20 protein-coding genes and 5 pseudogenes are annotated in these 23303 nt (G+C 62.8%); 10 read left to right on the plus strand and 15 right to left on the minus strand.

Translation table 11 applies throughout. The features are described from left to right. Window positions 1-75 precede the first annotated feature (75 nt). From DM992_RS39025 to DM992_RS39035, 3 genes are read left to right on the plus strand one after another with little or no spacing between them, the layout of a single operon-like run. The gene (locus DM992_RS39025; protein ID WP_017335051.1) at window positions 76-813 is read left to right on the plus strand and encodes an OmpW family outer membrane protein; all 738 of its coding nucleotides are present in this window, start codon (window positions 76-78) and stop codon (window positions 811-813) included. A gap of 54 nt (window positions 814-867) precedes the next feature. Beyond that, window positions 868-3846 (plus strand): molybdopterin-dependent oxidoreductase, encoded by a 2979-nt coding sequence (locus tag DM992_RS39030; protein ID WP_111021537.1) that lies wholly within the window; start codon window positions 868-870, stop codon window positions 3844-3846. A 10-nt stretch (window positions 3847-3856) separates the two neighbouring features. After that, on the plus strand, window positions 3857-4726 hold the full coding sequence (locus tag DM992_RS39035; protein WP_111021538.1) for a 4Fe-4S dicluster domain-containing protein: 870 nt from the start codon (window positions 3857-3859) through the stop codon (window positions 4724-4726). Window positions 4727-4913: 187 nt separating this feature from the next. On the opposite strand, the pseudogene DM992_RS39040 reads toward DM992_RS39035, so the two are convergent. From DM992_RS39040 to DM992_RS39065, 7 genes and pseudogenes are all read right to left on the minus strand, one after another. Beyond that, a pseudogene (locus tag DM992_RS39040) lies at window positions 4914-5045 on the minus strand (IS3 family transposase); the annotation flags it as partial. 1 nt (window position 5046) lies between these two features. Beyond that, window positions 5047-5970 (minus strand): annotated as a pseudogene (locus DM992_RS39045) (lytic transglycosylase domain-containing protein); the annotation flags it as partial. 129 nt (window positions 5971-6099) lie between these two features. After that, window positions 6100-6333, minus strand: a pseudogene (locus DM992_RS43210) (MFS transporter); the annotation flags it as partial. Window positions 6334-6418: 85 nt separating this feature from the next. Next, window positions 6419-7210: pseudogene (locus DM992_RS39050) on the minus strand (MFS transporter); the annotation flags it as partial. Next, a complete protein-coding gene (locus tag DM992_RS39055; RefSeq protein ID WP_111021539.1) occupies window positions 7207-7650 on the minus strand; it encodes a GNAT family N-acetyltransferase in 444 nt (147 codons plus the stop codon). The gene DM992_RS39055 and the pseudogene DM992_RS39050, both read right to left, overlap by 4 nt. A 7-nt stretch (window positions 7651-7657) precedes the next feature. Continuing rightward, entirely contained in the window at window positions 7658-8089 is a 432-nt protein-coding gene (locus DM992_RS39060) for a hypothetical protein (protein WP_239511495.1), read from the minus strand. A gap of 614 nt (window positions 8090-8703) precedes the next feature. Continuing rightward, window positions 8704-9180, minus strand: a complete 477-nt coding sequence (locus tag DM992_RS39065) for an Lrp/AsnC family transcriptional regulator (protein WP_111021540.1) — start codon at window positions 9178-9180, stop codon at window positions 8704-8706. Between the two features lie 123 nt (window positions 9181-9303). On the opposite strand from DM992_RS39065, the gene DM992_RS39070 reads away from it, so the two are divergent. From DM992_RS39070 to ilvA, 5 genes are all read left to right on the plus strand, one after another. Further along, window positions 9304-10434 (plus strand): branched-chain amino acid ABC transporter substrate-binding protein, encoded by a 1131-nt coding sequence (locus DM992_RS39070; protein WP_111021541.1) that lies wholly within the window; start codon window positions 9304-9306, stop codon window positions 10432-10434. After that, entirely contained in the window at window positions 10431-10988 is a 558-nt protein-coding gene (locus DM992_RS43215) for a peptide deformylase (RefSeq protein ID WP_111021542.1), read from the plus strand. The genes DM992_RS39070 and DM992_RS43215 overlap by 4 nt, the downstream gene beginning before the upstream one ends. Continuing rightward, window positions 10985-11932, plus strand: a complete 948-nt coding sequence (locus DM992_RS43220; RefSeq protein WP_111021543.1) for an aminotransferase class IV — start codon at window positions 10985-10987, stop codon at window positions 11930-11932. Before DM992_RS43215 ends, DM992_RS43220 begins: the two co-directional genes overlap by 4 nt. Then, entirely contained in the window at window positions 11922-13112 is a 1191-nt protein-coding gene (locus tag DM992_RS39085) for an aminotransferase class I/II-fold pyridoxal phosphate-dependent enzyme (RefSeq protein WP_111021544.1), read from the plus strand. The genes DM992_RS43220 and DM992_RS39085 overlap by 11 nt, the downstream gene beginning before the upstream one ends. 545 nt (window positions 13113-13657) lie before the next feature. After that, window positions 13658-15232: a threonine ammonia-lyase, biosynthetic gene (gene ilvA / locus DM992_RS39090; protein ID WP_275427579.1), complete on the plus strand. Its 1575-nt coding sequence runs from the start codon at window positions 13658-13660 to the stop codon at window positions 15230-15232. A 217-nt stretch (window positions 15233-15449) separates the two neighbouring features. Here the strand turns inward: ilvA and DM992_RS39095 are convergent, their stop codons facing one another. From DM992_RS39095 to DM992_RS39110, 4 genes are all read right to left on the minus strand, one after another. Then, window positions 15450-16025, minus strand: coding sequence for a DinB family protein (locus tag DM992_RS39095; RefSeq protein ID WP_204356201.1), 576 nt, complete (start codon window positions 16023-16025; stop codon window positions 15450-15452). A gap of 177 nt (window positions 16026-16202) precedes the next feature. Beyond that, the gene (locus DM992_RS39100; protein ID WP_111021546.1) at window positions 16203-17048 is read right to left on the minus strand and encodes a PhzF family phenazine biosynthesis protein; all 846 of its coding nucleotides are present in this window, start codon (window positions 17046-17048) and stop codon (window positions 16203-16205) included. Between the two features lie 54 nt (window positions 17049-17102). Further along, window positions 17103-17732 (minus strand): LysE family translocator, encoded by a 630-nt coding sequence (locus DM992_RS39105; protein WP_111021669.1) that lies wholly within the window; start codon window positions 17730-17732, stop codon window positions 17103-17105. 35 nt (window positions 17733-17767) lie between these two features. Next, window positions 17768-18172: a VOC family protein gene (locus DM992_RS39110; protein WP_111021670.1), complete on the minus strand. Its 405-nt coding sequence runs from the start codon at window positions 18170-18172 to the stop codon at window positions 17768-17770. 133 nt (window positions 18173-18305) lie between these two features. Here DM992_RS39110 and DM992_RS39115 point away from each other — a divergent pair, with 133 nt between their 5' ends. Continuing rightward, the gene (locus DM992_RS39115; protein WP_111021547.1) at window positions 18306-19652 is read left to right on the plus strand and encodes a PLP-dependent aminotransferase family protein; all 1347 of its coding nucleotides are present in this window, start codon (window positions 18306-18308) and stop codon (window positions 19650-19652) included. A gap of 298 nt (window positions 19653-19950) precedes the next feature. On the opposite strand, the gene DM992_RS43225 is transcribed toward DM992_RS39115, so the two are convergent. From DM992_RS43225 to DM992_RS43235, 4 genes are all read right to left on the minus strand, one after another. After that, window positions 19951-20571, minus strand: a complete 621-nt coding sequence (locus DM992_RS43225; protein ID WP_239511497.1) for a hypothetical protein — start codon at window positions 20569-20571, stop codon at window positions 19951-19953. Continuing rightward, window positions 20568-20975, minus strand: coding sequence for a hypothetical protein (locus DM992_RS43230; protein ID WP_239511498.1), 408 nt, complete (start codon window positions 20973-20975; stop codon window positions 20568-20570). Before DM992_RS43230 ends, DM992_RS43225 begins: the two co-directional genes overlap by 4 nt. Before the next feature lie 17 nt (window positions 20976-20992). Further along, window positions 20993-21445, minus strand: a complete 453-nt coding sequence (gene fabZ / locus DM992_RS39125; RefSeq protein ID WP_111021548.1) for a 3-hydroxyacyl-ACP dehydratase FabZ — start codon at window positions 21443-21445, stop codon at window positions 20993-20995. 172 nt (window positions 21446-21617) lie between these two features. Continuing rightward, on the minus strand, window positions 21618-21959 hold the full coding sequence (locus DM992_RS43235) for a hypothetical protein (protein WP_162631849.1): 342 nt from the start codon (window positions 21957-21959) through the stop codon (window positions 21618-21620). 134 nt (window positions 21960-22093) lie between these two features. On the opposite strand from DM992_RS43235, the pseudogene DM992_RS39135 reads away from it, so the two are divergent. Further along, window positions 22094-22737, plus strand: a pseudogene (locus tag DM992_RS39135) (transposase); the annotation flags it as partial. Window positions 22738-23303 lie beyond the last annotated feature (566 nt).

Raw genomic sequence — 23303 nt, forward strand, 5'->3', positions numbered from 1 at the left:
GCGGCTCGTCACGATCAATAAGGTATCCAAATTAACGGTAGTTATTTAATCGGACCGAGACAGAGGAGACGCAAGATGAAATTGAGGCGAACGACGAGTTTCGCAGGTGCGGTTGTTTGCATCTGCACGGCAGCACTTGCCGACCACGCAGATGCGCAGACCGCCGGAAGCATCACTACGTCGGTTGGATGGCTGCACGTCGCGCCCCAGGGCGACGCGACGCCCCTGACCGTGCAAAGTGTCGGCGGCGCAACGGTGAATCAGCAGATGCCTGGTACCGGGGCGCATGCCAGCTCGACGGATACGATGGGCATCACCACCGAGTACTACGTCACCGACAACATTGGTGTCGCCATGCTGTTCGGACTGCCACTGACAGTCAATCTGGTCGGTGACGGGACGTTGCAGAAGTACGGAACCCTCGGCACGACAAGGCCGATGCCGCCCGCCATCGAACTTCGATATCACCTGTTTTCAGCTGAATCGAAATTCCGTCCGTACGTAGGACTTGGCGTCAACTACACGTGGTTCACCCAGGTTCGGGCGACCAATCGCCAGTTCGTCACCGACAGCTTCGGGCCGGGCGGCTCGGCGCGCGCGACACTCAGTTCATCGTGGAACCCGGTATTCGAGCTCGGGGCGAGTTACGCGATGACCAAACACTGGTCGGTCGGCGCTTCCGTCGGCTACATGCCGGTGAAGACCCACCTCACGTTATACGGACAGACCGCGACCGGCACGCAGATCGTTTCCACATCGACGCTCCGACTCAATCCCGTCAACGTTTTCCTGAACGTCGCTTACACGTTCTAGCGGGTGCGCCCCGATGCCAGCCCCCCGCATGGAAGCAACACTTTGGATCGAACGATGAAACGACAGGCTCTCAAGACCATTCTCTTTGCATTGCCCAAGGTTCTGGACCTGACGGCGCGCCGCTTCCCCGCCTATCGCGATCGCCTCAAGGAGCGCAATCTCGTCGCGTGGATCGGGCTCATGGATCAAAGCATCGGTCGCGCCATCGAGTTCAGGAATGGCCGCATTCGGTCGCGCGCCGGCGAGCATGCGCGGCCCGATGTGCGCATGGCCTTCAAGGACGTCGCCACCGCCCTGAAGTTCCTTTCCCCGAACCCGGACCAGGGCGAGATCGTCCACGCCGCCAAGAACTTCAAGGTGGTCACCGAGGGCGAGGACGAACTGCTGGTCTGGCTCATGCAAACCCTGAGCATGATGCGCACGGTCGGCCTGACGATGGGCACGCCCATGCGCGACGGCACCCGACGCTACACCACCTGTACCAATGGCGGTCCCCTGTTCGTCTACGTCAAGGATGGCCGCATCGTCCGCGTGACGCCCATCGAGCTGGACGATACGGATGCGGCAAGCTGGGTGATCGAGGCACGTGGACGCCGCTTCAGCCCGCCACGGCGCGGACTGGTCGCGCCCCACGCGTTGACCCTCAAGTCGCTGGTCTACTCCGACAAGCGTATCCTTCACCCGATGAAACGGGTCGACTTCGACCCGGACGGCGAGCGCAATCCGCAGAACCGGGGCAAGTCCGGCTATGTGCGTATCAGCTGGGACGAAGCCCTGGACATCGTCGCCAAGGAGATCAACCGGCAGAAGCGTGTTCACGGCCCCGGTTCCATCACTTTCCCGATGTCGTCCCACCACCAGTGGGGCAACGTCGGCTACTACCTCAGCGCGCTGACGCGCTTCGCCAACCTGATCGGCTTCACCCGGGTCGCCGCGAATCCGGACAGCTGGGAAGGCTGGTACTGGGGCGCCATGCATCATTTCGGCAACTCGATGCGCGTCGGCGTGCCCTCCGGCTACGGGGGCCTCGAGGATGCTCTCAAGGAAGCCGAAATGATCGTCTTCTGGTCCTGCGACCCCGAAAGTACCAACGGAGCCTACGCAGGATTCGAAGGAACGCCGCGCCGCATATGGGCCAAGGAGCTCGGCATCGAGTTCGTTCACATCGACCCGCATTGCAATCCGACCGCACAGTTGCTGGGCGGCCGCTGGATCCCGATCCGGCCGCAAACCGACGCCGCCCTGGCTACCGCCATCATGTATGTCTGGACCGTGGAAGGCCTGTACGACAAGGACTACGTCGCGACCCGCACGACCGGTTTCGACGATTGGAAAGCCTACCTGCTGGGCGAAACCGACGGCACCCCCAAGACTCCTGAGTGGCAGGAGAGCGAGACCGGCGTGCCGGCCAAGGACGCCCGTGCGCTTGCGCGCCTATGGGGTAAGAAGAAGGTGCATCTCGCCGTCGGGATGACCGGCGCGGGATTCGGTGGCGCGGGCCGCGGCGCGACCGGGGCGCAATGGGCGCGCTGCATGATCATGATGATGTCCATGCAGGGCTGGGGCAAGCCGGGGGTGAATTTCGGCTGCCTCGAAATCGGTGTCCCGCACGATCTCCAGTTCTACTTCCCTGGCTACGCGGACGGCGGAATTTCGGGCGACCTGGCGTGGACCGCCAATGCGGTGGACAACTACCAGCGCATGCCGCATATCTTGACCATGAATCCCGTCAAGCAGATGGTGCCGCGACAGCAGATGCCCGATGCGATTATCAACGGTCACGCCACCGGTTATCTCTGGGACGGCATGTCCCAGGAAGCCCAGTTTGCGCCGTTCACCTACCCGATGCCCGGCTATTCGCCGATCCACATGATCTATCGCTACGGCGGATCCGCGTTCAGTACCGTGACGAATTCCGGACGCTGGACGGAGGCCTACCGGCACTCGAGCATCGAATTCGTCGTCAATCAGTCGATCTGGATGGAAGGCGAAGCCCAGTTCGCCGACATCATCCTGCCCGCGTGCACTTCGCTGGAGCGCTGGGACATCGGGGAATGGGCGAATTCGGGCGGCTACGCCCACCATGGGTATGGCACGGTCAACCATCGCATGCTGACGCTGCAGCACAAGTGCATCGAACCCTTGGGCGAGTCCCGCTCCGACTACGACATTTTCACCGCCATCCTGACTCGGTTGGGCCTGGGTGGCATTTTCACCGAAGGCTGTGGCGATCTTGACTGGGTCAAGCGCGTCTTCGACTCGTCGGATCTGCCCGATCAAATTTCGTGGCGCGAATTCTGCCGCAAGGGCTACTTCGTCGTGCCGCCCGAAAAGCCCGAGCTACGCCATCCCGTGGACATGCGTTGGTATGCGGAAGACAGGAGGAAGGACCTGCCGGAACCTCATCCGCTGCCGTCGCAGTTCTCGGAAAAGTTCGGCAGGGGCCTTCAGACGCCAAGCGGCAAGCTGGAGTTCGTGCCCGAGTTGCTGAAGCGGCACACGGCGGACAATCCCGAGCGGCCGCCGCTCAACCGCTATATCCCCTCCTGGGAGGGCCTGCGCTCGGACCTGGCTCGGCGCTACCCGCTGCAATTGATCGCCACCCACAGCCGCTACAGCTTTCATACCCATTGTGACGGCAAGAATTCCGCGGTGAACGGCATCGACGATCATCGCGCGCTGATCGCGGGGCACCGGTTCTGGCTGCTGAGGCTCAATCCCGCCGACGCCGCCATTCGACGCATTGCCCATCGCGATCTCGTCAAAGTGCACAACGACCGCGGCGCCGTGATCTGTGCGGCCGATGTCTCGCCTCTGGTAAACGCCGGAGTGGTGAAGTCCTACGAGGCGAGCGCTGAATTTCAGCTGATCGAAATCGACGGCGAGCAAGTCGAGATTGGCGGTTGCATGAACATGCTTACCCCCGACCGGCCGCAGACCTCCGGCACCAGCAGCATGAGCCCGAATTCCTGCCTGGTGCAGGTCGAGAAATGGCGCGGTGCCGAAGCTTTCATGCTCGGTCGCGCAGCGTGAGGAATTTCAAATGAGCAAGTGGAACCTGATTATCAAAGTCGGGCGTTGCGAGAATTGCCAGAACTGCGTGATCGCCGCGCGAGACGAGCACGTCGGCAACGACTTCCCCGGTTACGCCGCACCCGCCGCGGCCAGCGCCGAGAGCCCCATCCGCATCCTGCGTCGTGTACAGGGCGCCTCGCATATGGTCGAGACCACTTATCTGCCGGTCATGTGCAACCACTGCGACGACGCGCCCTGCATGCGCGTGGGCGGCAGCGCCATTCGCAAGCGTGCCGACGGCATCGTCATCATCGATCCGGACAAGGCGCGAGGCCGAAAGGACATCGTGAAGGCCTGCCCCTACAAGGCGATCGTCTGGAACGAAGAACTGCAACTGCCCCAGATCTGGATCTTCGATGCTCATTTGCTCGACCAGGGTTGGTCCCGCCCGCGTTGTCAGCAGTCGTGCCCCACCGATGTCTTCGAGACGGTCAAGCTCGATGACACGGCGATGGCCGAGAAGGCCCGACGCGAGGGGCTCAAGGTATTGCGACCCAACCTGGGCACGAAGCCCCGCGTCTGGTATAGCGGCCTCGAGCGTTGGGAAACGTGCTTCGTCGGCGGAAGTGTCAGCGTCCAGGCAGGAGACGTGGTCGAGTGTGTCACGGATGCGGCCGTCACCTTGTACATCGGTAATCAGCAGGTAGCCGAAACCGTCTCGGACGACTTCGGCGATTTCCGATTCAGCGGCCTGGCGAGGGGCAGCGGCCCCTACCGAGTCAAAATCCGGCATGCCCTCGGCAACACGTGGCGCGAGTGCGAATTGGGCGACAGCGCCTACCTGGGCGAGATCAGGCTCAGTCAGTCGACAAACGCCGTGGCGATCGATTGTTCGTGATCCGAGCAAGGCTGGCCGCTGCGGCAATCGCACCGATCTCCGTAGCACAGCCCTCTCATTTCATGAGAACTTCGCCGACCACAGCCCGGCGGCTACCGTCTCCGGTGGCCGTGACCGAACTTCATTCAATCGGGAGTATCGGGATGACACTACTGAACCGCCCCGGGAATCGTGGAGGCTGGTTGGTTTAAGTTGATGCGAGTTCAGCGGCAGCTGTTTCAAGTTGCCGATAGTAGTTTGCCTCAGCTTCGGCGGGCGGGATATAGCCGAGGGGTTCCATCAACCGATGATGATTGAACCAGGTCACCCACTGCAGCGTTCCCGTCGTGATTCGCGTCAATCGCCTTCTCGAGCTTCGAGATGAGCGGGCTTGCGTTGACCGTTGCCGCGCTCGTCTCGAATTCGGTTTTGTCTTCGTCGGCCAGAAACTGCTCGGCGACGTGGATGTAGCGTTTGAGCATGTCCACCGGCTTGATGCTGCTGTTGTCGACCAGTTCAAAGCCCGGCCAGTCCCACGGACCGCACATTCGCACGAGCGGATGGTCCTGCTCGCACACCCAACCGTCACGCGTGCCGCCGTCCTTGGCGCCGATCTTCACGTGCTGCCAGCAGCGCCCCTTGTCGTCTTTCGCAACGCTTCCGGCACTGTTCTTCTCGAACTCGACGCTCCGGAACACGTCACGGAAATCCGCGCCCGGCCCTTGCGCATTCGAGAAGCTTAGCGGGAAGCTCTTCCAGGCCGGCACGATCGCGGTCGCCGTCGTATTGGCGAGGCTGCTGTCGACCCAAACTGGCGTACCGGCGTCGTTGTATACCGGCTTTGCGTGGCGACTGCCATGTACAGGCGCAGCCGTTTTCGGTTGCACCTTGACCCACTTCCCCTGGGCGGCGGCGAGAGGCACAAGCTTGACGCCGGGTTGCAGCTTTTGGTCCGGTTCCGGCAGATCGTTTACGAGTCGCGCGCCGGGCGAGATTTCCAGAAACGCCTTGGACGCCGGCAATTGCTTTGCCCGCTCGCGACTCTTCTGGATGAATGCTTCGAGTTCGGGGCCAGCGAACACTTCCAGATGCAGCAGCGGCCGGGTCGGCTTCGCCGGCAACAGTTTCGCGTCCGGGTAACGTAGATAGTGGCCGAGCTGGCCGATCACGTCACCGGCCTTAACCGGATACGGCTGTTTCAGCACGACAACCGTATCCAGCGGCTTCGGGTCGACAATCGTGTCCAGTTCTTTCACGAAGACATACACGTGCGCCGCCGCCTTCGCCTCTTCCACCGGGCCGGAGGCCCAGCCGCCGATCGACGCGCCGTACCCGGCCGCGGCCGCGGCCGCGACCGCGACCGCGACCAGCACGCCGACGCCGCACCACACCGCCTGCACGCCCCACTGGCTGACCAGGTAGCCGAGCAGGATCGACGCGATCATGCTGCCGAGCTGGAACACCAGCGAAAAGAACGAGACGGCGCGCGATCGCAACGCATCGGGCGTCCGGCGATGCAGCACCGCGTTGACCACCGCGCCGGCAATCCCGAAGAACAGCGCGACCCCGCTCAGCACGACGCCGAATGCGACCACGTGGTTCGCCCAAAGCGTCAGCACGAGGCTCACGGAAAGCCCGGCGAACGGCAGTCACGGCGAGCGCCGGCCGTGCGGCGCAATGCTTCATCACGCGGTACGACGCCCAGCCGCCCGCGCCCTTGACGACCAGCATCAGCGTGAGGAACAGGCCGAACGCCCAGGTCGCGCCATGCGTCGGCACGAGCGTCTTCAACACCACCGGCCAGTAGCTCTCCAGCACCGACACGACGCCGCCGAGCAGCATGCAGAGCAGGATCAGCGGCCGCACCGCGCCGCCATGCCACGCGAACCGGACCAGTTCGCGAAGATCGTCGCGCATCCTGCCGGTAGGCGCCGCCTCGGCGAAAAACCACGACGTCAGGCCCAGCAGCACGATGAACAGGCCGCACGCGAGCGCCAGACCGATCTTGTACGGGTTGTCGAACAGGCGGCTGCCGATCAGGTCCGGGAGCACGCCGCCGACGAGCGCCATGCTCGCCAGCCCGAGCGCGGAGGCCAGTTCCGCGCGACCGAGAAAATATGGAATCCGCTTCGTCTCTCCGTGCTCGCGCAGCAGGCCGACGTACCACGCGTCGACGGTGCCGGAGCTCATCGCGCGTGCGACGCCGAAGCTCGCCGCCGCGAGGTACAGCATCGGCTTCTGGCTGAAGCACAGCATCAGCGCGCAGCCGACGCTGTTCATCAGCAGCGAGACGCGATAGGTCCGGAGGCCGCCCACGCGGTCGGCCATCGCGCCGAACGGCAGCTCCAGCGCGATGGTCGACAGGCTGAACAGCGCCGCGTAAAGGCCGATCTCGAACAGCGTGAAGTGGTTGTGCAGCAGGAACAGCGTGACGACCGGCAGCACGAGGCCGAAGGTGCCCCACAACGCCGCCTGCTGCAGGCAGTACCGCAGGTGGACGGTCATCGGCCGTCCTTGCCGCCGGACTCGAGCAGCAGGTACTCGCCGTCTTCCGCGCTGCCGGCGCCGATCTCGACGAAGCCGCACGCGGCATAGAACGCCAGCGCCGGCGCGTTGGCGCGCAGGCACTTGAGCCGGTAGCGCGTGGCCGGCCAGCCGGGCAGCGCGCGCAGCAGCGCCCGTCCGACGCCGCTGCGGTGGCGCGGCCGGTACACGTGCAGGTGATGGATGAAATGGTCGGGCTCCCAGACCGACACGAAGCCGGCGAGTCGCCCGCCGCCGTCCTCGGCAACCCTCAGCCGCTCGCCTTCCGTCTGGACCTCGAAGTCGGCCAGCTGGAACGCGCCGGCCGGTTGCCACACGAACGTCTCGCGGCGCGAGTGCAGGAACAGTTCGCGCAGGGCCGGCATATCGGCGGCCACTGCGTCTCGTACGATGATCGTCATGATTCGCTTACCTCGCAGCAGTCGTGGTTGCCGGCGCCGCGCAGCCTGGCAGGCTCGCCATCACGTCGCCGACGAAGCGTTCGGTGTCCCAGCTGCGGTCCACCGTCGCACCGAGCCGGGTGATGACCGCGCGGCACGACGGCACGATCACCACCAGCTGGTGATTGAAGCCGTCCATCATCGTCACGTCCTCCGGCAGCGACGGAAACCGTCGCGCGCCGCCGACGCCGGCGTTCAGCCACAGATGCGCGCCGAGCCGGCCGTCGTGCCGCGCCGCCTGGGGCGTCGCCATGAACCGCACCCAGTCGGGATCGACGATGCGCGTGCCGCGCCACACGCCCTGCTGCAGGATCAACTGGCCGAGCTTCGACCGGTCCCGCGCCGACGCCAGCATGTAGCTGCCGCCGACCAGCGTGCCCGACGCGTCGGGCTCCATCATCGCGGTGCGGATGCTGTTGAAGTTCGTAGATACTGCTAATCGTGTCCAATGATTCCGCTAATGCGCGGTCGCGAACGTCAAACTGAGGCAGTGAGCAGCGGCAGGTCGCTGGCGAGGTATTTCATCGACGTGCGCTGAATTCCAAACGATGGAGTTGAAGCGCGACATGAGCGTGCACCACGGCTCAATGTCGACAGCCTCCCCCACCCTGGAATACAGGCATTAAAGTCGCGCCCCCTACCCTTGGAGGAGAGGTATATTGTTGCGCACGCACCCAAGTTGTTGATCATCGGGTACGTGCACGCCATGCTCTCGTCACGAGCGACTTTCCTCATTACGCCGCTCGTGAGCCACATCTGGCATCGCAAGCTCTCGAAGGCGCATTAGCAAAATCTTCGTACATACACCCCTCATTGTTGCATCAGCGCAACGCGTGCGGACACGAACAGAACGTGGCTCTCGACCTTTGCAGCCGGCGCTTTCACGAGTTTTCCCATTAGCAATATCTGTGGTCACTGTTAGCAGAAACTTCGAACACCAACAGCGTCTGTGGTCGTATTCTCCTCGTGTTGACAATGCAGACATTGATGGGTGACATGCGTCATTGTGTTGAGTCAGATCGGCAACGACAAACCAAACTTCACGCGCGACATCACCACCATCGTTTCGAAATGGCGAATGTTCGGGTTTTGCCGAAACACGCGATTGGCAAATTCCTCGTAGTGATCGATGTCGCGCACCGAGATCAGAATCACGAAGTCGGCCCTCCCCGTCACGACGTAGCACTGCATGACTTCGGGCACTTCGTTCATGAAACGCTTGAATTCGTCGAGTAGGTCGAGCCGCTCGCGCTCGACCTGCACCAGTACCCACATCATGATCGGCAAACCGACCTTGTTCGGTGCCAGCACAGAAGTGTCCTGCAAGACATAGCCCTCCTCGCGCAAGCGCTTGACGCGCCGCAAGCACGCGGGCGGGCTCAGATTGACCAGCGCGGCGAGCGCCTGGTTGCTGATCTGGTTGTCGATCTGAAGCTGGGCCAGGATGCGGCGATCGTAGTCGTCCAGCGGCGACTCGGGCGGTTTGTCCATATTTCGCGTATGCCTTGAAAAATGAAATCCAATTAATCAAACGTCGCCTTCGAGAATATTGGATTTCTCTAAGCCTCCCTAGAATCGTATCACCAGCTGATGCTTGATTTCACGGAGAAAACTATGCGATACCCGCACCCCACCCGCGCGCTCGCGCTGGCGTTTTGCTGCACCGCCGCGCATGCGCAAACCGTCGTCACGATTGGCTATGCGGGCGCGCTCACAGGCGCTCAGGCTCATTTCGGCAAGGACAGCGAACGCGGCATCCGGCTGGCGATTGACGAAATCAACGCGTCGCATCCTATGATCGGTGGCAAACCCGTGAAGTTCGAGCTCGACGCGCAGGACGACGGCGCCGATCCACGCCTGGCAACCACGGTCGCGCAGCGGTTCGCCGACAGTCGCGTAAGCGCCGTCATCGGTCATCAGAATTCGGGCACGTCAATCGCGGTAGCACGCATCTACGCGCAGCAACACATTGCCGAACTGACTCCTTCGGCAACCAACCCCGAGTTCACCCGGCTGGGTTTCGATACCACGTTCCGCATGCTGGCCAACGACGATTTCCTCGGCGAAGCGCTCTCGCGCTATGTGTCCGGTACGCTGCATGCCGGGCGGATAGCCGTCATCGACGACCGCACAGCCTACGGCCAGGGCATCGCCGACGTGTTCGCCAAGCGAGTACAGGCATCCGGTGGCACGATCGTCGCGCGCGAATATACGACCGACAAGGCCTTCGATTTCGCGGCGGTGCTCACCCGTGTCAAAAGTGCGAACCCGCAGGTGATCTTCTTCGGCGGCATGGATGCGCAAGGCGGCCCCATGCTCAAGCAGATGCGCCGTTACGCCATCGGGGCGCCGCTCATCGGCGGCGACGGTCTGTGTACCGCCCAGATGAGCACGCTCGCGGGCGCGGCGCTTGACGGCAACCTGTATTGCGCCGACGGCGGCCGCAGCCTTGCGAAGATGCCAGGCGGGCCAGCCTTCGCCGCGAAGTTCAAGAAGACCTACGGCGAGCCGGTGCAGTTGTACGCGCCCTATGCCTACGACGCGATGATGGCCGTCTATCGTGCCGCCGCGCTTGCGCAATCAACCCAGGCGCCGGACATCGCGTCTGCGCTGCATCGCGTCGCTTTCCAGGGCGTAACGGGGCCGGTCGCCTTCGATGCGCATGGCGAGCTGCGCACGCCCGCCGCCACCATATCCACCTATCACGGAGACAACAAAATGGCTTTGACCGAGGTATCGAAATGACGCGGGAAATCCTGCCGGTCGGCACGCCATCGCTGCGCGACACCGCCCCGCCCGTAACCGACCTGAGCGACCCCGCTGTCGTCGCCGAAGCGGCTGCCCTCGGAGACGCGATACGCGCTTTTCGCGCCCGGCACGGCTTCGGACGCGCTATCGCGGCGCCTCAGATAGGAATACACAAACGCATGATCGGCCTCGTGCTGCCCGGTTGGCCCGAAGTAATCGTCAATCCCGAAATCGTCTGGCAGAGCGACGAACGCATGACGCTTTGGGACGATTGCATGTGCTTCCCCGACATGATCATACGCGTTGAGCGCTTCGCTTCGATTTCGGTTCGCTTCACCGACCTCACCGGCGCGGTGCATCTGAAGGAACGCTTGAGCCAGGCGGACGCCGAGTTGATGCAACACGAGATCGACCATCTGGACGGCAAGCTCTCGTTTGACCGCGCGGTAGGGGCCAACCCGATCGTGCACCGCAGCGTCTTCGAAGCTGCCCGCGTCGACTTCGCACGCGAAGTCGACTATTACCCCCAACCTGTACGAGATCCTTCATGACCCAACCTGACGTGGGGCACATCGATGGCCTGACCTACCCGCACGGCGTCGCCTATATGGCCGGGCGTTTCATTCCCATGTCCGAGGCGCGCATCTCGGTGCTCGACTGGGGCCTGCTCCATTCTGACGTGACGTACGATACCGTGCACGTCTGGGACGGCAAGTTCTTCCGCCTGGACCAGCACATCGAACGCTTTCGCCGTTCGCTCGCCAAGCTGCGCCTTACCGTGCCGCACGACGACGACACGCTGCGCGACATTCTCGTCGAGTGCGTGCGGCGTTCGGGACATCGCAACGCCTATGTCGAGATGCTCTGCACGCGCGGCATCTCGCCGACATTCAGCCGCGATCCGCGGGAGGCGCTCAACCAGTTCGTCGCGTTCGCCGTGCCATTCGGCTCGGTAGCTAACGCCCGCCAGCTCAAGGAAGGCCTGCATTTGCACCTGATCGACAACGTGCGGCGCATTCCGCCTGAGTCAGTCGATCCGCAAATCAAGAATTATCACTGGCTCGACCTGGTGACCGCGCAGTTCCACGGTTTCGACGCCGGTGCGGAAACAGTTGTCATCAAGGACATGGATGGGAATATCGCCGAAGGCCCGGGCTTCAACATCTTTGCCGTCAAGGACGGCACGCTATACACGCCCGAACGCGGTGTGCTGCATGGCATCACGCGCCGCACCGTATTCGACATTGCAGCGCAAGAGGGTTTTGCCGTGAACGCAGGCGCGGTGAACGAAGCATTGCTGCGTGATGCGGACGAGATCTTCATTACCTCGACAGCAGGCGGCATCATGCCGGTCTCGCGTCTAAACGACACGCCGATAGGTAACGGCCGGCCGGGCGAGATCACCCAGGCGGTCTTCCGTATCTACTGGGCCTGGCACAACGATCCGGCTTACACGCTCGCGGTCGATTACGACGGGGACCATCATGCTCGATGAGGCGTTGCGCTTCCGGCTCGACGCGCGCCAGCAAGCGCTGGCGACACGGCACGCGACCACGCGCGAACTGGCGATCACGTCGGCACAGGGCGGGACTATCGTGGCGCGAGCGTCGCCGGGCGGCACGACGCACGACTACGTCAACCTGTGCGCTAACAATTACCTGGGACTTGCCAGCGATCCTCGTATCGTCGAGGCTGCCATCGACGCGATCGCTCGCGTTGGCTTCGGTATGGCATCGGTACGCTTCATCAGCGGCACACACGAACTGCACTGGACGCTTGAGCGCCGGCTGGCGGCGTTCCTCGACACCGAGGCCTGCGCGTTGTTCCCGTCGGCGTTCGACGCAAACGGCGCCTTGTTCGAGGCGCTGCTGAGCGAAGGCGACACAGTGGTCTCGGACGCGCTCAATCATGCGAGCATCATCGACGGCATTCGCTTGTGCCGGGCGCAACGCAGCCGCTACGCCAACCGCGACGCGGCCACCGCCGCGCACGCCCTGGCCGTGGCGTCCGACAGAGGCGCGCGGCTGCTGGTCACGGACGGGGTCTTCTCGATGGACGGCACGCAGGCCCCGCTGGCCGCGCTTGGCGCCGTGTGCAGGCAGCACCGCTCGCTGCTGGTGATAGACGATTCGCATGGCATCGGTGTGATCGGTGCGACGGGGCGGGGCACTGCCGAGGTCCAGCAACAGACAGCGGCGGTCGATCTCTACGTCGGCACGTTGGGCAAGGCACTGGGCGGCGCATCGGGTGGCTTTGTCGCAGGTTCCGCCGTCGCCGTGAACACCATCCGCCAGTTCGGCCGTCCCTACTTATTCTCGAATGCGCTGATGCCGGCTATCGCGGCGGCGTCGATCCGCGCACTGGACCTCATCGAGCAAGGTGAGATCGATTTCGCACGACTGACTGCGATGAGCACGTACCTGCGGCATGGCCTGACGCAGGCCGGCTACGACGTCATGCCTGGCGACCACCCCATCGTGCCGGTCATGTTCGGCGATGCGGCACGCTCGCAGGCTGCGGCGTGCGCGTTGGCCGAGTGCGGTGTGCTCGCCCAGTCCTTCTCGTATCCCGTCGTTCCCGAAGGTCGGGCCCGACTTCGTTTGCAGGTCTCACTTGCCTTGTCCGACGACGATCTCGAGCGCGTGCTGAGCGCGTTCCGTTCTATGCGCCGCTGATCCCAGCCACACGGCGCGATGACCTAACGCATCTCTCTTCCCCTTTTGCTTTCGTAGGTCCAACCATGAACACGCATGCTGCCCGGGTGCACGACACCCGGGCTCGCCCCGGTGAGTCTATCGCAGCCTCTCCGTCCCGCGCCCGGCGGGCCGTGAGAACGGCATCGCTCGGCAATACCCTGGAGTGGTACGACTTCGTGTTGTATGAATTTTTTGCGGCAAGCAGCCCTGTGTGAGCGTCAGACCTGACCGCCTCAGCAGCGACGACGTATCGACTGACTTTTGTTTGGCAGTCAGCTGCCACCGCGTATGTTATTCCGCCAGCCATACGAAATCACCGACGCCTGTCAGTTGACAATCTGATAACGATAGTTAATGCTTCCAATCATGATCAGTCGAACGAGCACCATTGCGCAGATTATTCGCACCATTCTTCGAATGGTGGGTTAGCGCGCATCCGGCTCAATGACGACAACCCGCCCCAGAGGCGGGTTTTTTATTTCCGCTTCGGGGTATTTCAAACCCAGCCTGGAGAGGAAATCACTGTGTCTTCATACCGAAAGCCCGTCGACAGTCCTGCGCGGCTCGACGTACCCGCGTCAACGCAAATCGATTACCTGAAGAAAATCCTCACCGCGCGCGTCTACGACGTCGCGATCGAGACGGAACTCGAACCCGCCCGCTACCTGTCGGCCCGGCTGCGCAATGCCGTGTACCTGAAGCGCGAGGACAACCAGCCGGTGTTCTCGTTCAAGCTGCGCGGCGCGTACAACAAGATGGCGCACATTCCGGCCGACGCGCTTGCGCGCGGCGTGATTACCGCGTCGGCCGGCAACCACGCGCAGGGCGTCGCGTTCTCGGCGGCCCGGATGGGCGTCAAGGCGGTGATCGTCGTGCCCATCACGACGCCGCAGGTGAAAGTGGATGCGGTGCGCGCGCACGGCGGCCCGGGCGTCGAGGTGATCCAGGCCGGCGAGTCGTACAGCGACGCGTACGCGCATGCGGTCAAGGTGCAGGAAGAGCGCGGTCTCACGTTCGTCCACCCGTTCGACGATCCTTACGTGATCGCCGGCCAGGGCACCATCGCGATGGAAATCCTGCGCCAGCACCAGGGCCCGATCCACGCGATCTTCGTACCGATCGGCGGCGGCAGTGTGGCATCCGGCGTCGCAACCTACGTCAAGGCCGTGCGCCCAGAGATCAAGGTGATCGGCGTGCAGACCGAGGATTCGTGTGCAATGGTGCGCTCGCTTGAGGCCGGACGCCGTATCGAATTGAGCGAAGTCGGACTGTTTTCGGACGGCACCGCGGTGAAGCTCGTCGGCGAGGAAACCTTCCGGCTCTGCAGCGAATACCTCGACGAGGTCGTCACCGTCGACACCGACGCGCTGTGCGCAGCGATCAAGGACGTGTTCCAGGACACGCGCAGCGTACTCGAGCCAGCCGGCGCGCTCGCGGTCGCGGGCGCGAAGCTGTACGCGGAACGCGAAGGCATCGAGAACCAGGTGCTCGTCGCGGTCACGTCCGGCGCGAACATGAACTTCGACCGGATGCGCTTCGTCGCCGAGCGCGCGGAGGTCGGCGAGGCGCGCGAAGCCGTGTTCGCGGTTACGATCCCCGAGGAGCGCGGCAGCTTCAAGCGCTTCTGCTCGCTCGTCGGCGACCGCAACGTCACCGAGTTCAACTACCGGATCGCCGATGCGCAATCCGCGCACATCTTCTTCGGCGTGCAGATCCACAGCCGCGGCGAATCGGCCGAGATCGCCGCGAACTTCGAATCGCACGGTTTCAAGAGCGTCGACCTGACGCACGACGAGCTGTCGAAGGAGCATATCCGCTACATGGTCGGCGGCCGCTCGCCGCTCGCGCTCGACGAGCGCCTGTTCCGCTTCGAATTCCCGGAGCGGCCGGGCGCGCTGATGAAGTTCCTGTCGTCGATGGCGCCGGACTGGAACATCAGCCTGTTTCACTACCGCAACCAGGGCGCGGACTATAGCTCGATCCTCGTCGGGCTGCAGGTGCCGCAGGCCGATCGCGCCGAGTTCGAGGGCTTCCTCGCGGCGCTCGGTTATCCGCACTTCGAGGAAAGCAGCAATTTAGCCTATCGTTTGTTCTTATAAACTCAGCGGCTTCGATTCCACGTTGGCTGCCAGATCGTTGTTCGAGGCCGCCAATGTTGGAGTTCGTAGATTCTGCTAATGGTGTCCGTTCGAGCGCTAATCGTGTCCGTTTATTCTGCTAACGTAACCGCCGATAGTTCCTGAGCACGCTTGTCTCTCGATAGCGGCTAATCGCACGCAGCGCTGCCGGCGTGCGCCAAGTCGGCCGAACTGGCGCTCACCGAGCGTCGCGATAGTGATCCCTGATGAATACGGGAAGATCGTTCGACGGTGGCGCGAAAGGCACCTGATACATCATGTCGCCGACAAAACCGCGGTGATAGGTGCCGTGATTGACGACATGCAGCACGATTTGCTCGCGGGTCATGACACCTTCTCCTCCACCAACAAACTCGAAATGAACGGCTTTCGCGAGATCCACGTCCGACCAGGTGTCGACAAGATTGATGTACCAGCAGTCCATTTCCTGAACCGCTTTCCAAAGATCGGAAACTGCAGGCGTATGGTCGGTGTTGCGCGAGGTGTAGGTGTGCTTCTTTCCTTGCAGATGATGTCTGAAAATGTCGTCGACCACATAGACGTGATCCAAGGTATGCACCATGTTTCCGAACCGCGTCGGTCTCTGCCGAAGGGCTTCGCCAGCCGGCAGGTCCATCACGCTCTTGAACGTCAGTTCATTCGCCCAGGACTTGTAGCGCACCAGCATTCTCAAGGTGTCTGCTGCCGAGGCGGGCAGTGTAATGCGATCGGTGGTTACGGATGGAACAATCTGGTTCTGCGAGGGGGCAGACATGGTGAAACTCCTTGCGTGTTTTCGAGCGTCAGACGACGCTCAGGTTGATCCCGTGCTGTCGCGTCACGCTGGCACGTAGTCTTGCGAGCAAGCTGTTCAGCGTATGGGGCGATCCGGACAGGCGTCATGTGCGCCAGTTCGCCCGAACATCAGGTTGCCGCTTTCTCGTTTGCCTTTTCAAAAGCCGCAGAGCCGGCCTTCGATATGCGTACGCGTCGTGCCGCCGACCCAGATTTGGCCAGCCTCGTCGCGGGTCAAATGAATGCGGCCATGGCGGCCGACGCGTGTCCCCTGGGCGGCGACATAGTCGTCCTCAACCACACCTGTCGCGAACAGCCACTGCGCCATTGCAGCATTGAGGCTTCCAGTGACCGGGTCTTCGACGATAGCGCCCAGATGGTCGCTGAAGAAGGCGCGAACCTCGAAGGCCGCGTTGCCGCCTGTTGCATGAGGGCCAATAACGCCGACATCGATCCGGCCGGGCCAACTGCGGAGCGGATCGAGGGCAAGCACCGTCTCCGCCGATACCAGCCTGATGCCCAGCCATCCGGGACCGTTGTCGATCCAGGCGGCATCAAGGACATCGCCAGATTCGATCCCCAGCAGTCGCCGAGCCTGGTCCAATTCATCCTGTGTAGGCGCGCCGGAGCGGATCAGCGGCGGGGCGGCGAAGGAAAGCCGCTCGTGATTGCGTCGGATCGGAACCAGCCCGGCTCCGCATTCCTGGACGATTTCCGCTTCGCTCTTCGGCACGCGCCCCGTCGAGAGCCACGCATGACAGCTGCCGAGCGTCGGGTGCCCGGCAAAAGGCATCTCCCTGTCCAGCGTGAAGATCCTGACCCGGTAGTCGGCCTCAGGATGCGTGGGTGGCAAGAGAAAGGCGGTCTCGGACAGGTTGAACCACCGCGTCAGCCGCTGCATGTCATCCGTTGCCAGCGCATCGGCACCGATGACGACCGCCAGCGGATTGCCCGAAAGCGGCCCGGCGCCGAAGACATCGATCATATGGATCACAAAGGTCATGACATCGCTCTTTCAATTCAGATCGGTTCGTGATGGCGCCGACAAGCCGGAATATCAACGTTGCCAGGCAAGCAGCTTGACTCCCGCAACGGCGAACACCGCGGATAGCGTGCCTTCAATCCAGCGCCGGAGGCTGGTATACAGGGCGATCATCCGAGCGGTCGAGAAGAGGACCGCATAACCACCAAACACGATGACGCCGAGGAACGCGCAACCACCGATGATCGCCGGCAAGGTGCCGCCGGGGACGTGCTCCTGAAGCCCAAGGGACATGATTGCCATCCAGGCCAGAACCGCCTTCGGGTTTCCGACATGCATGAGAATGCCCTGGCGATAGAGCCGCCGATAACGAGGTGTCGAGCGTCCTGGTTCCATCTTCGCGAAGCCGGAGCCCGGTTTCAGCGCCGACCTGCCCGTGCGGAACGCCAGGTAAAGCAGATAGACACCACCAATCATCTTTATGGCGAAAAGCGCCTCGGCATAGGCCGCCAGCACGGCGGAAACGCCGGTCGCCGCCAGGATCGCCCAGAAGAGCGAGCCCGTGATGACGCCGGCAGCCAGAACGAGGGCCGGCAGACGGCCGTCGCGCATCGCTGTTCCCATGATCGCCATGTTGCTCGGCCCGGGGCTGGCGGTGGCGATGAGATAGGTGCCGTAGGCGAGTGCAATCTGACTGGCGATCATTCGAGTTTCTCCACAGATGCGGGGCGTCTCCAGCGTCATGGCTGGAGGTCTCCGCGATGAACGATATGGACCTTGTTCCCGTCAGGGTCGCGCAGATACGCGCCGAAGTAGCCGTCACCGTAGTGCGGGCGTAATCCGGGTGCACCGTCGTCCGTCCCACCGTGCTCGAGACCATTCGCGTAGGCCGTGTTCACGGCTTCTTGCGAGGGGGCCAGAAAGGCGATCATGCTGCCGTTGCCGATGGTCGCCGGCTCGCCGTCGTAAGGGATGTAGACATAGAAGCGCGGCAGCGGCGATTGACCGATTACCCAGCAAAGCGCCGGCGGCCCGCCATCGGACATGACGACGCGACGCTTCAGTCCGAGCGGAGCGAGCACCGCGTCATAGAAACGGCCTGCACGCCCAAGATCACGCGCCCCAACAGTTACGTGGCTGAACATTTGACTCTCCATGCGCCCGTCATGGCGATCAGGCGCCTCCAGAAATGCTTGACTTCATCCAATCACATCGCGAATGTTACTCTTTTCGTTTATATAAATAGTGTCACGTAACACTAATATCTAGGCGGCGAACATGCTCCTGCAATCCCCCTGGTCACCACGGCTTGCCGACATCGAGGCGAATACCGCCGAGCGGTTGGTCCTCGCGCTGGCCGACGACATCATCGAGGGGCGGCTGACGGGAGGCGACCGTCTGCCCGCTCATCGCGATCTCGCGTTGAAACTGAGGATTGGCCTTGGCACGGTGACGAAAGCCTATGCCGCGCTTGAACGGCGAGGCCTGACGCGCAGCGTCAAGGGCCGGGGAACCTTCGTGGCGATCCGCCAGGCGCATCAGGATCGCCAGATCGACCTTTCGTCCAATGTGCCGCCAGCCATGCTCGACGCTCGCTTGCTGGCGCGAACATTGACGGGGATCGCACGCAAGATCGATGCGGACCATCTCAATCTCTATGCCCCGCCCGCTGGGCATATGGAGCACCGACGTGTGCTGGCTCGCTGGCTCGAAACGCTGGGCATGATGGTGGAACCGTCGCATCTGGTGCTAACGAGCGGCGCCCGCCAGGCGCTGTCATTGGCCTTCGATCTTGCCTGCGGCTCGCAAGGGCTGCTTCTGACCGAGCGGATCACCTATCCTGGCGCGATCGCGCTGGCTCGGCGCAACGAATATCGGATGCAAGGCGTCGAGACCGACGCGCAAGGGATGGCGCCGGGGGCACTGGCGGACGCACTCGACGGCACTGCATCGACCGGCAGCAAGGCGGTCTATCTCACACCGACGCTGCACAACCCGACCACGGCAACGATGGGCACGGAACGAAGGCAGGCCATCGTGGATATTTGCCGCCGGGCGGGCGCGTGGATCATCGAGGACGGCGTCTATGCGTCGGCAGAGCCGGCTTTGCCAACGCTTGCGGCGTTGGCGCCCGAGATCACCTTTCATGTGAACGGGTTGTCCAAATCGCTTGGCCCCGGTTTGCAGATCGGCGTGCTCGCGCTGCCGGCCGGACTCAACGACGCAGCGGAAGACGCGCTGCGGGACCTGCCAATGGCGCCATCGCCGCTCTCTTGCGCAGTGGTTGAGGAATGGCTGGCCACCGACGTCATCTCCTCGATCCAGCGGGATCTGCACCACGAGGCGCGGCGTCGATCCAATCTCGCCAACTCTCTGCTCGGCGCGAGCGAACTGATCTCGCATCCCGGCGCCTACAACGCCTGGCTGCCGATGGAGCGTGACGCTGCCAATCGCGTCGCATCCGTCGCTGCAGCGATGCGTATCAAGTTGACCCCGCCGGAATCCATGATGGTGAACCCGGAAGATCGGGCGAGCGGGATTCGACTTTGCCTCGGCGGCCCGTCGTTCGAAGATCTGACGGAAGCGCTGACACTCCTGGCAGGGCTGCTGAAGCAGCGTGCGTGACGCCACGGGGCGAGCACCGTACATGGCCGCCGGCAGCGCGCCGGTAGGGCGTCGTTTATTGACGGCTTACGCCTCTTATATGGTTCGTGCCCTCACGGTGTTAGCCGTTGCCGACTTGAGTATCGCGCCCTCAGGGATCTCGCCATGCTCGACAATGCGCCATAGTGTGATCGCGAGACGCCGTGCCAGCGCCACGATACCGATATGCCGCATCCGCTTGCCGGCACCAGCAAAGCGCTCGTTGAACCACCGGCTGAGCTGGCTGCCGGGCTGCAGGCGCAGCTAGCTCCAGGCAAGGTCAACCATCAGCCAGCGGCATCGTCGTTACCCGCCTTGCTGATGCCCTGTTCAACCTGGCTGGTTCCACTGGCGTACGGCATAGGTGCAGACCCAGGCAGCCGGCCAGCTCTCGGCGGTTGTGAAACTGTCGCCGGCCAAACAGTGTCCTGACCAGGGTCCACACGCTGCCGGTACCGATTCCCGCAAGCTGTGCCAGCGACGCCATACTGGGGTGCGCGCCGCTGTGCAACTGCTGCTCCTGCTGCACTTCGAGCGGGCGGATCTGCTGGCGCACGAGCATGAGCCGCTCACATTCGCGGTCAATCTCGGCACACAGACCGGGCGTGAGCAACTCACGCTGCTGGGTCCACCAGTGCGTCCAGACGCCGCCGCCAACATACCGGACCCGAAGGTTGTGCAACACGAGCAGCGAGCGGATCCGGTTGGTATGCGCGGTGCGTTCTTGCCGCAGGCGTTCGAGTTCGCGGTGCAGGCGCCGGTCGTCTTCCTGCTCGGGCGTGGGGATGCGCGCCACCGCCCACACACGCCGTTCGCCAGTGTGATAATGGATAGGCATTGACAGCAGCTTGTCGCTATCGAGCCGGCCCGTCTTGGCGCGACGGGCACGACGACGGTTCACCTCGCGATACTGGCCGAATCCACCACGAGATCGGCGATGCCCTGTTCAGTCAGCCAGCGGTGCAGCCAGAAGCCGTCGCGGCCAGCTTCATAACAGCTGTAGACCAGGTCGTCGGCGCCGAGATGGCAGCGCGCCCTCGCGTTCGCGACGGCGGCGAGAACCGCCGCGATGTCTCCCGCGGCGACCGTACAGCGGCTGGGCGCACGCCGGGCATCACCCAGTGCGAGCTTCCAGCTCTTCTCGCCCAGTTCGAAAGCATGTACAGGCGGCCAACCGCCGTCGTCGTCGTATTCTGCCCACTGAGGGCGGTGTCGGGCATGTCCATTTGCGTGCTCCTTCGGAGAAAACGAATGTGCAAACCCCGTTTTACTCCGGTCAGACTTGTTGGCGCTGCCCTCCCACATAGCATCTAGGAGTCGTATCAACCTTCGGCCTGCTTCACGGTGCACATCAACTCGGCTTCGCAGGCCACTTCGCCGCCCACGGTCGCGTTAGCCTGGAACTTCCAGATACCACGGATGCAACGCACCACGGTAACGTTCAGATGGAGTTGGTCGCCGGGACGCACCACGCGTTTGAATCGAGCGCCGTCGATCCCGACCAAGTAATATAGCGCCCCTGCCCTCCGCTCCATGTCCGCGCCGAACGTCAGCAGGCCGGCTGACTGAGCCAGCGCCTCAATAATCATGACACCCGGCATCACCGGCTGCCCAGGAAAGTGCCCCACGAAGTACGGCTCGTCGATCGTCACGTTCTTGAGGGTTTTGATCCGCGTCTGCGGCTCGAATTCGAGCACACGATCGACCAGCAGAATCGGATACCGATGCGGCAGCAGTTCCAGAATCTTGCGGATATTGATGTCGGATGCGTCCATGGTGATTTGTCTTCGTCGTGTTTGCGTTGAGCCTGGTACCTGACTGGACCCTAGCCCAATTTCCGGCCGGCTTTAGTTAGAACTGAGGTCGGACCAACAATCGTGCGGCCTAGCAGCATTTTCAGTGTTTTCGGTCAATAAATGTATCGCACGTTGCCCGCGTCAATTGTCGTTAAATTGTGTACATCACCACACTGCGTTCTTGCGCTGACAAGATCAGCTCGTTGATCCTCTGATGACCGGATCGAAGAACCTCATCGCGAATCCGGGCACCGCCCAAGGCACTGACACGCAGCAGTGCCACGTCGAGCAGACCAAGATCCCCGGCAAGACGACGACAGAGACCTACTGCGAGACCCGGGCGCTCGGCGACCAGTCCTGCCAGAAGATTCTCTCGGTCGACGTGCAAATGAGCTGCCAGCCGGCCGAACTGTTCCAGGCCCTGGACCTGCCGCGCAATGAGGTCGACCACGTCAAGATTTTCGCGAAATGCGACCCGGCGGCGCAAAGCCATTCGTACATCGAAATGACGGACGACCCGTTCGGCATCCGCGGCGGTACGGTCCGCAATGCCACCGTCCAGGTGCCGAAGGACCTCGCGAGCATCCCAGCGGCGTCATGGATCCAGACCGTCGGCGGTGGCCTCGTTTACCGGTGTCGTATCGACTGTATCTGCCGCGTGAATGGAGCGACGATGCGGCGCGACGACAGAAAGCAGGCGTGCCCGAAGAAATTGAGTTTGCAACCAAACCCGAAATTGCGACCGGGCAGTGCGAGAAGCACGGCAAAGCGGCGCGCCTGACGGTGTCGTGTTGGCAGATGCGGGCTATGGAGACGACACCTCGTTTCGCGAGGCCGTCAGCGATCTCGGGCTGCAGTATGCGGTGGGTATTCGCTCGAACACGCGCGTATGGGCGCTGGGCATCGCACCACTACCGCCCGAACCCTCCACTGGGAAATCGGGCCGGCCGCATAGCTTGTTAAGGTGCGCGCCGGGACATGAGCTGATCGGAGTCAAGGATCTGGCCTCGACGCTCGATGCTTCGCGCTATCGCAACGTGATATGGCGCGAAGGCACGTGCGCCGCGCTCAGTTCGCGCTTTGCCAACGAACCTGACCGCTTATCCCGATGGCTCCAAGAAGTTCAGGGCAGGCTCGGCTGGCAAAAGGCCCTCGTGGCCCTCGCTAACAAACGCGCGCGCATTATCTGGGCCCTACTGACGCGAGACGAGTCGTTCAGGCCCGACCACGTGCCGGCATGCTTTATGCGTATGCAACCGCAAGAACAGTAAGCAGCAACAGCAGCGCCTTTCTCTGACAGATTGCAACGGACGAATCGACGACAGGTTGGACCGGCAGCAGGACAGCTCGATGAAACGCTCGGCATGCACAGCGCAATGCCGCTGTCCGGACGGAGCCCTGCTGAGCGGTTAGTATTCTGGCCCGAGCCGAGCGCGCTCGCAGGCCGATTGTAGGTGCGCAGTCCATCTCGTCGCCATCGTGCCGCAATGCAGAGATGTCAGAACGACATTGCAAGAACCCGAAGGTCCTTGTAGGTGTTTCAGGGGGCTGCTCCACTCGCGTCTGGCTATCGCGTTTGAACACTACAACGAGCGCCTCCCGCATAAAGCCCTGAAATACCGCTCGCCTCGCGAGTTCAGGCGTGCTGCGGTGTCATCAACCTAACGGTGTCCGCGTGTCCTGAGTTACAGGGGCAACTCCACTTCCTACCAGGAGCGTCGATCACGCAGCACCGAGAAGCGGGACCGAACAGGAATAAAAAGCGCTTCGTGCAAAGGGGCCTGCACGAAGCGGAAAGCCAGCATCCGAGGGCCGGTTAGTCCGCTGGCGAGACAAA

Origin of the sequence: Burkholderia sp. JP2-270, from assembly GCF_003233675.1 — a bacterium.
Classification (GTDB): Bacteria; Pseudomonadota; Gammaproteobacteria; order Burkholderiales; family Burkholderiaceae; genus Burkholderia; species Burkholderia pyrrocinia_C.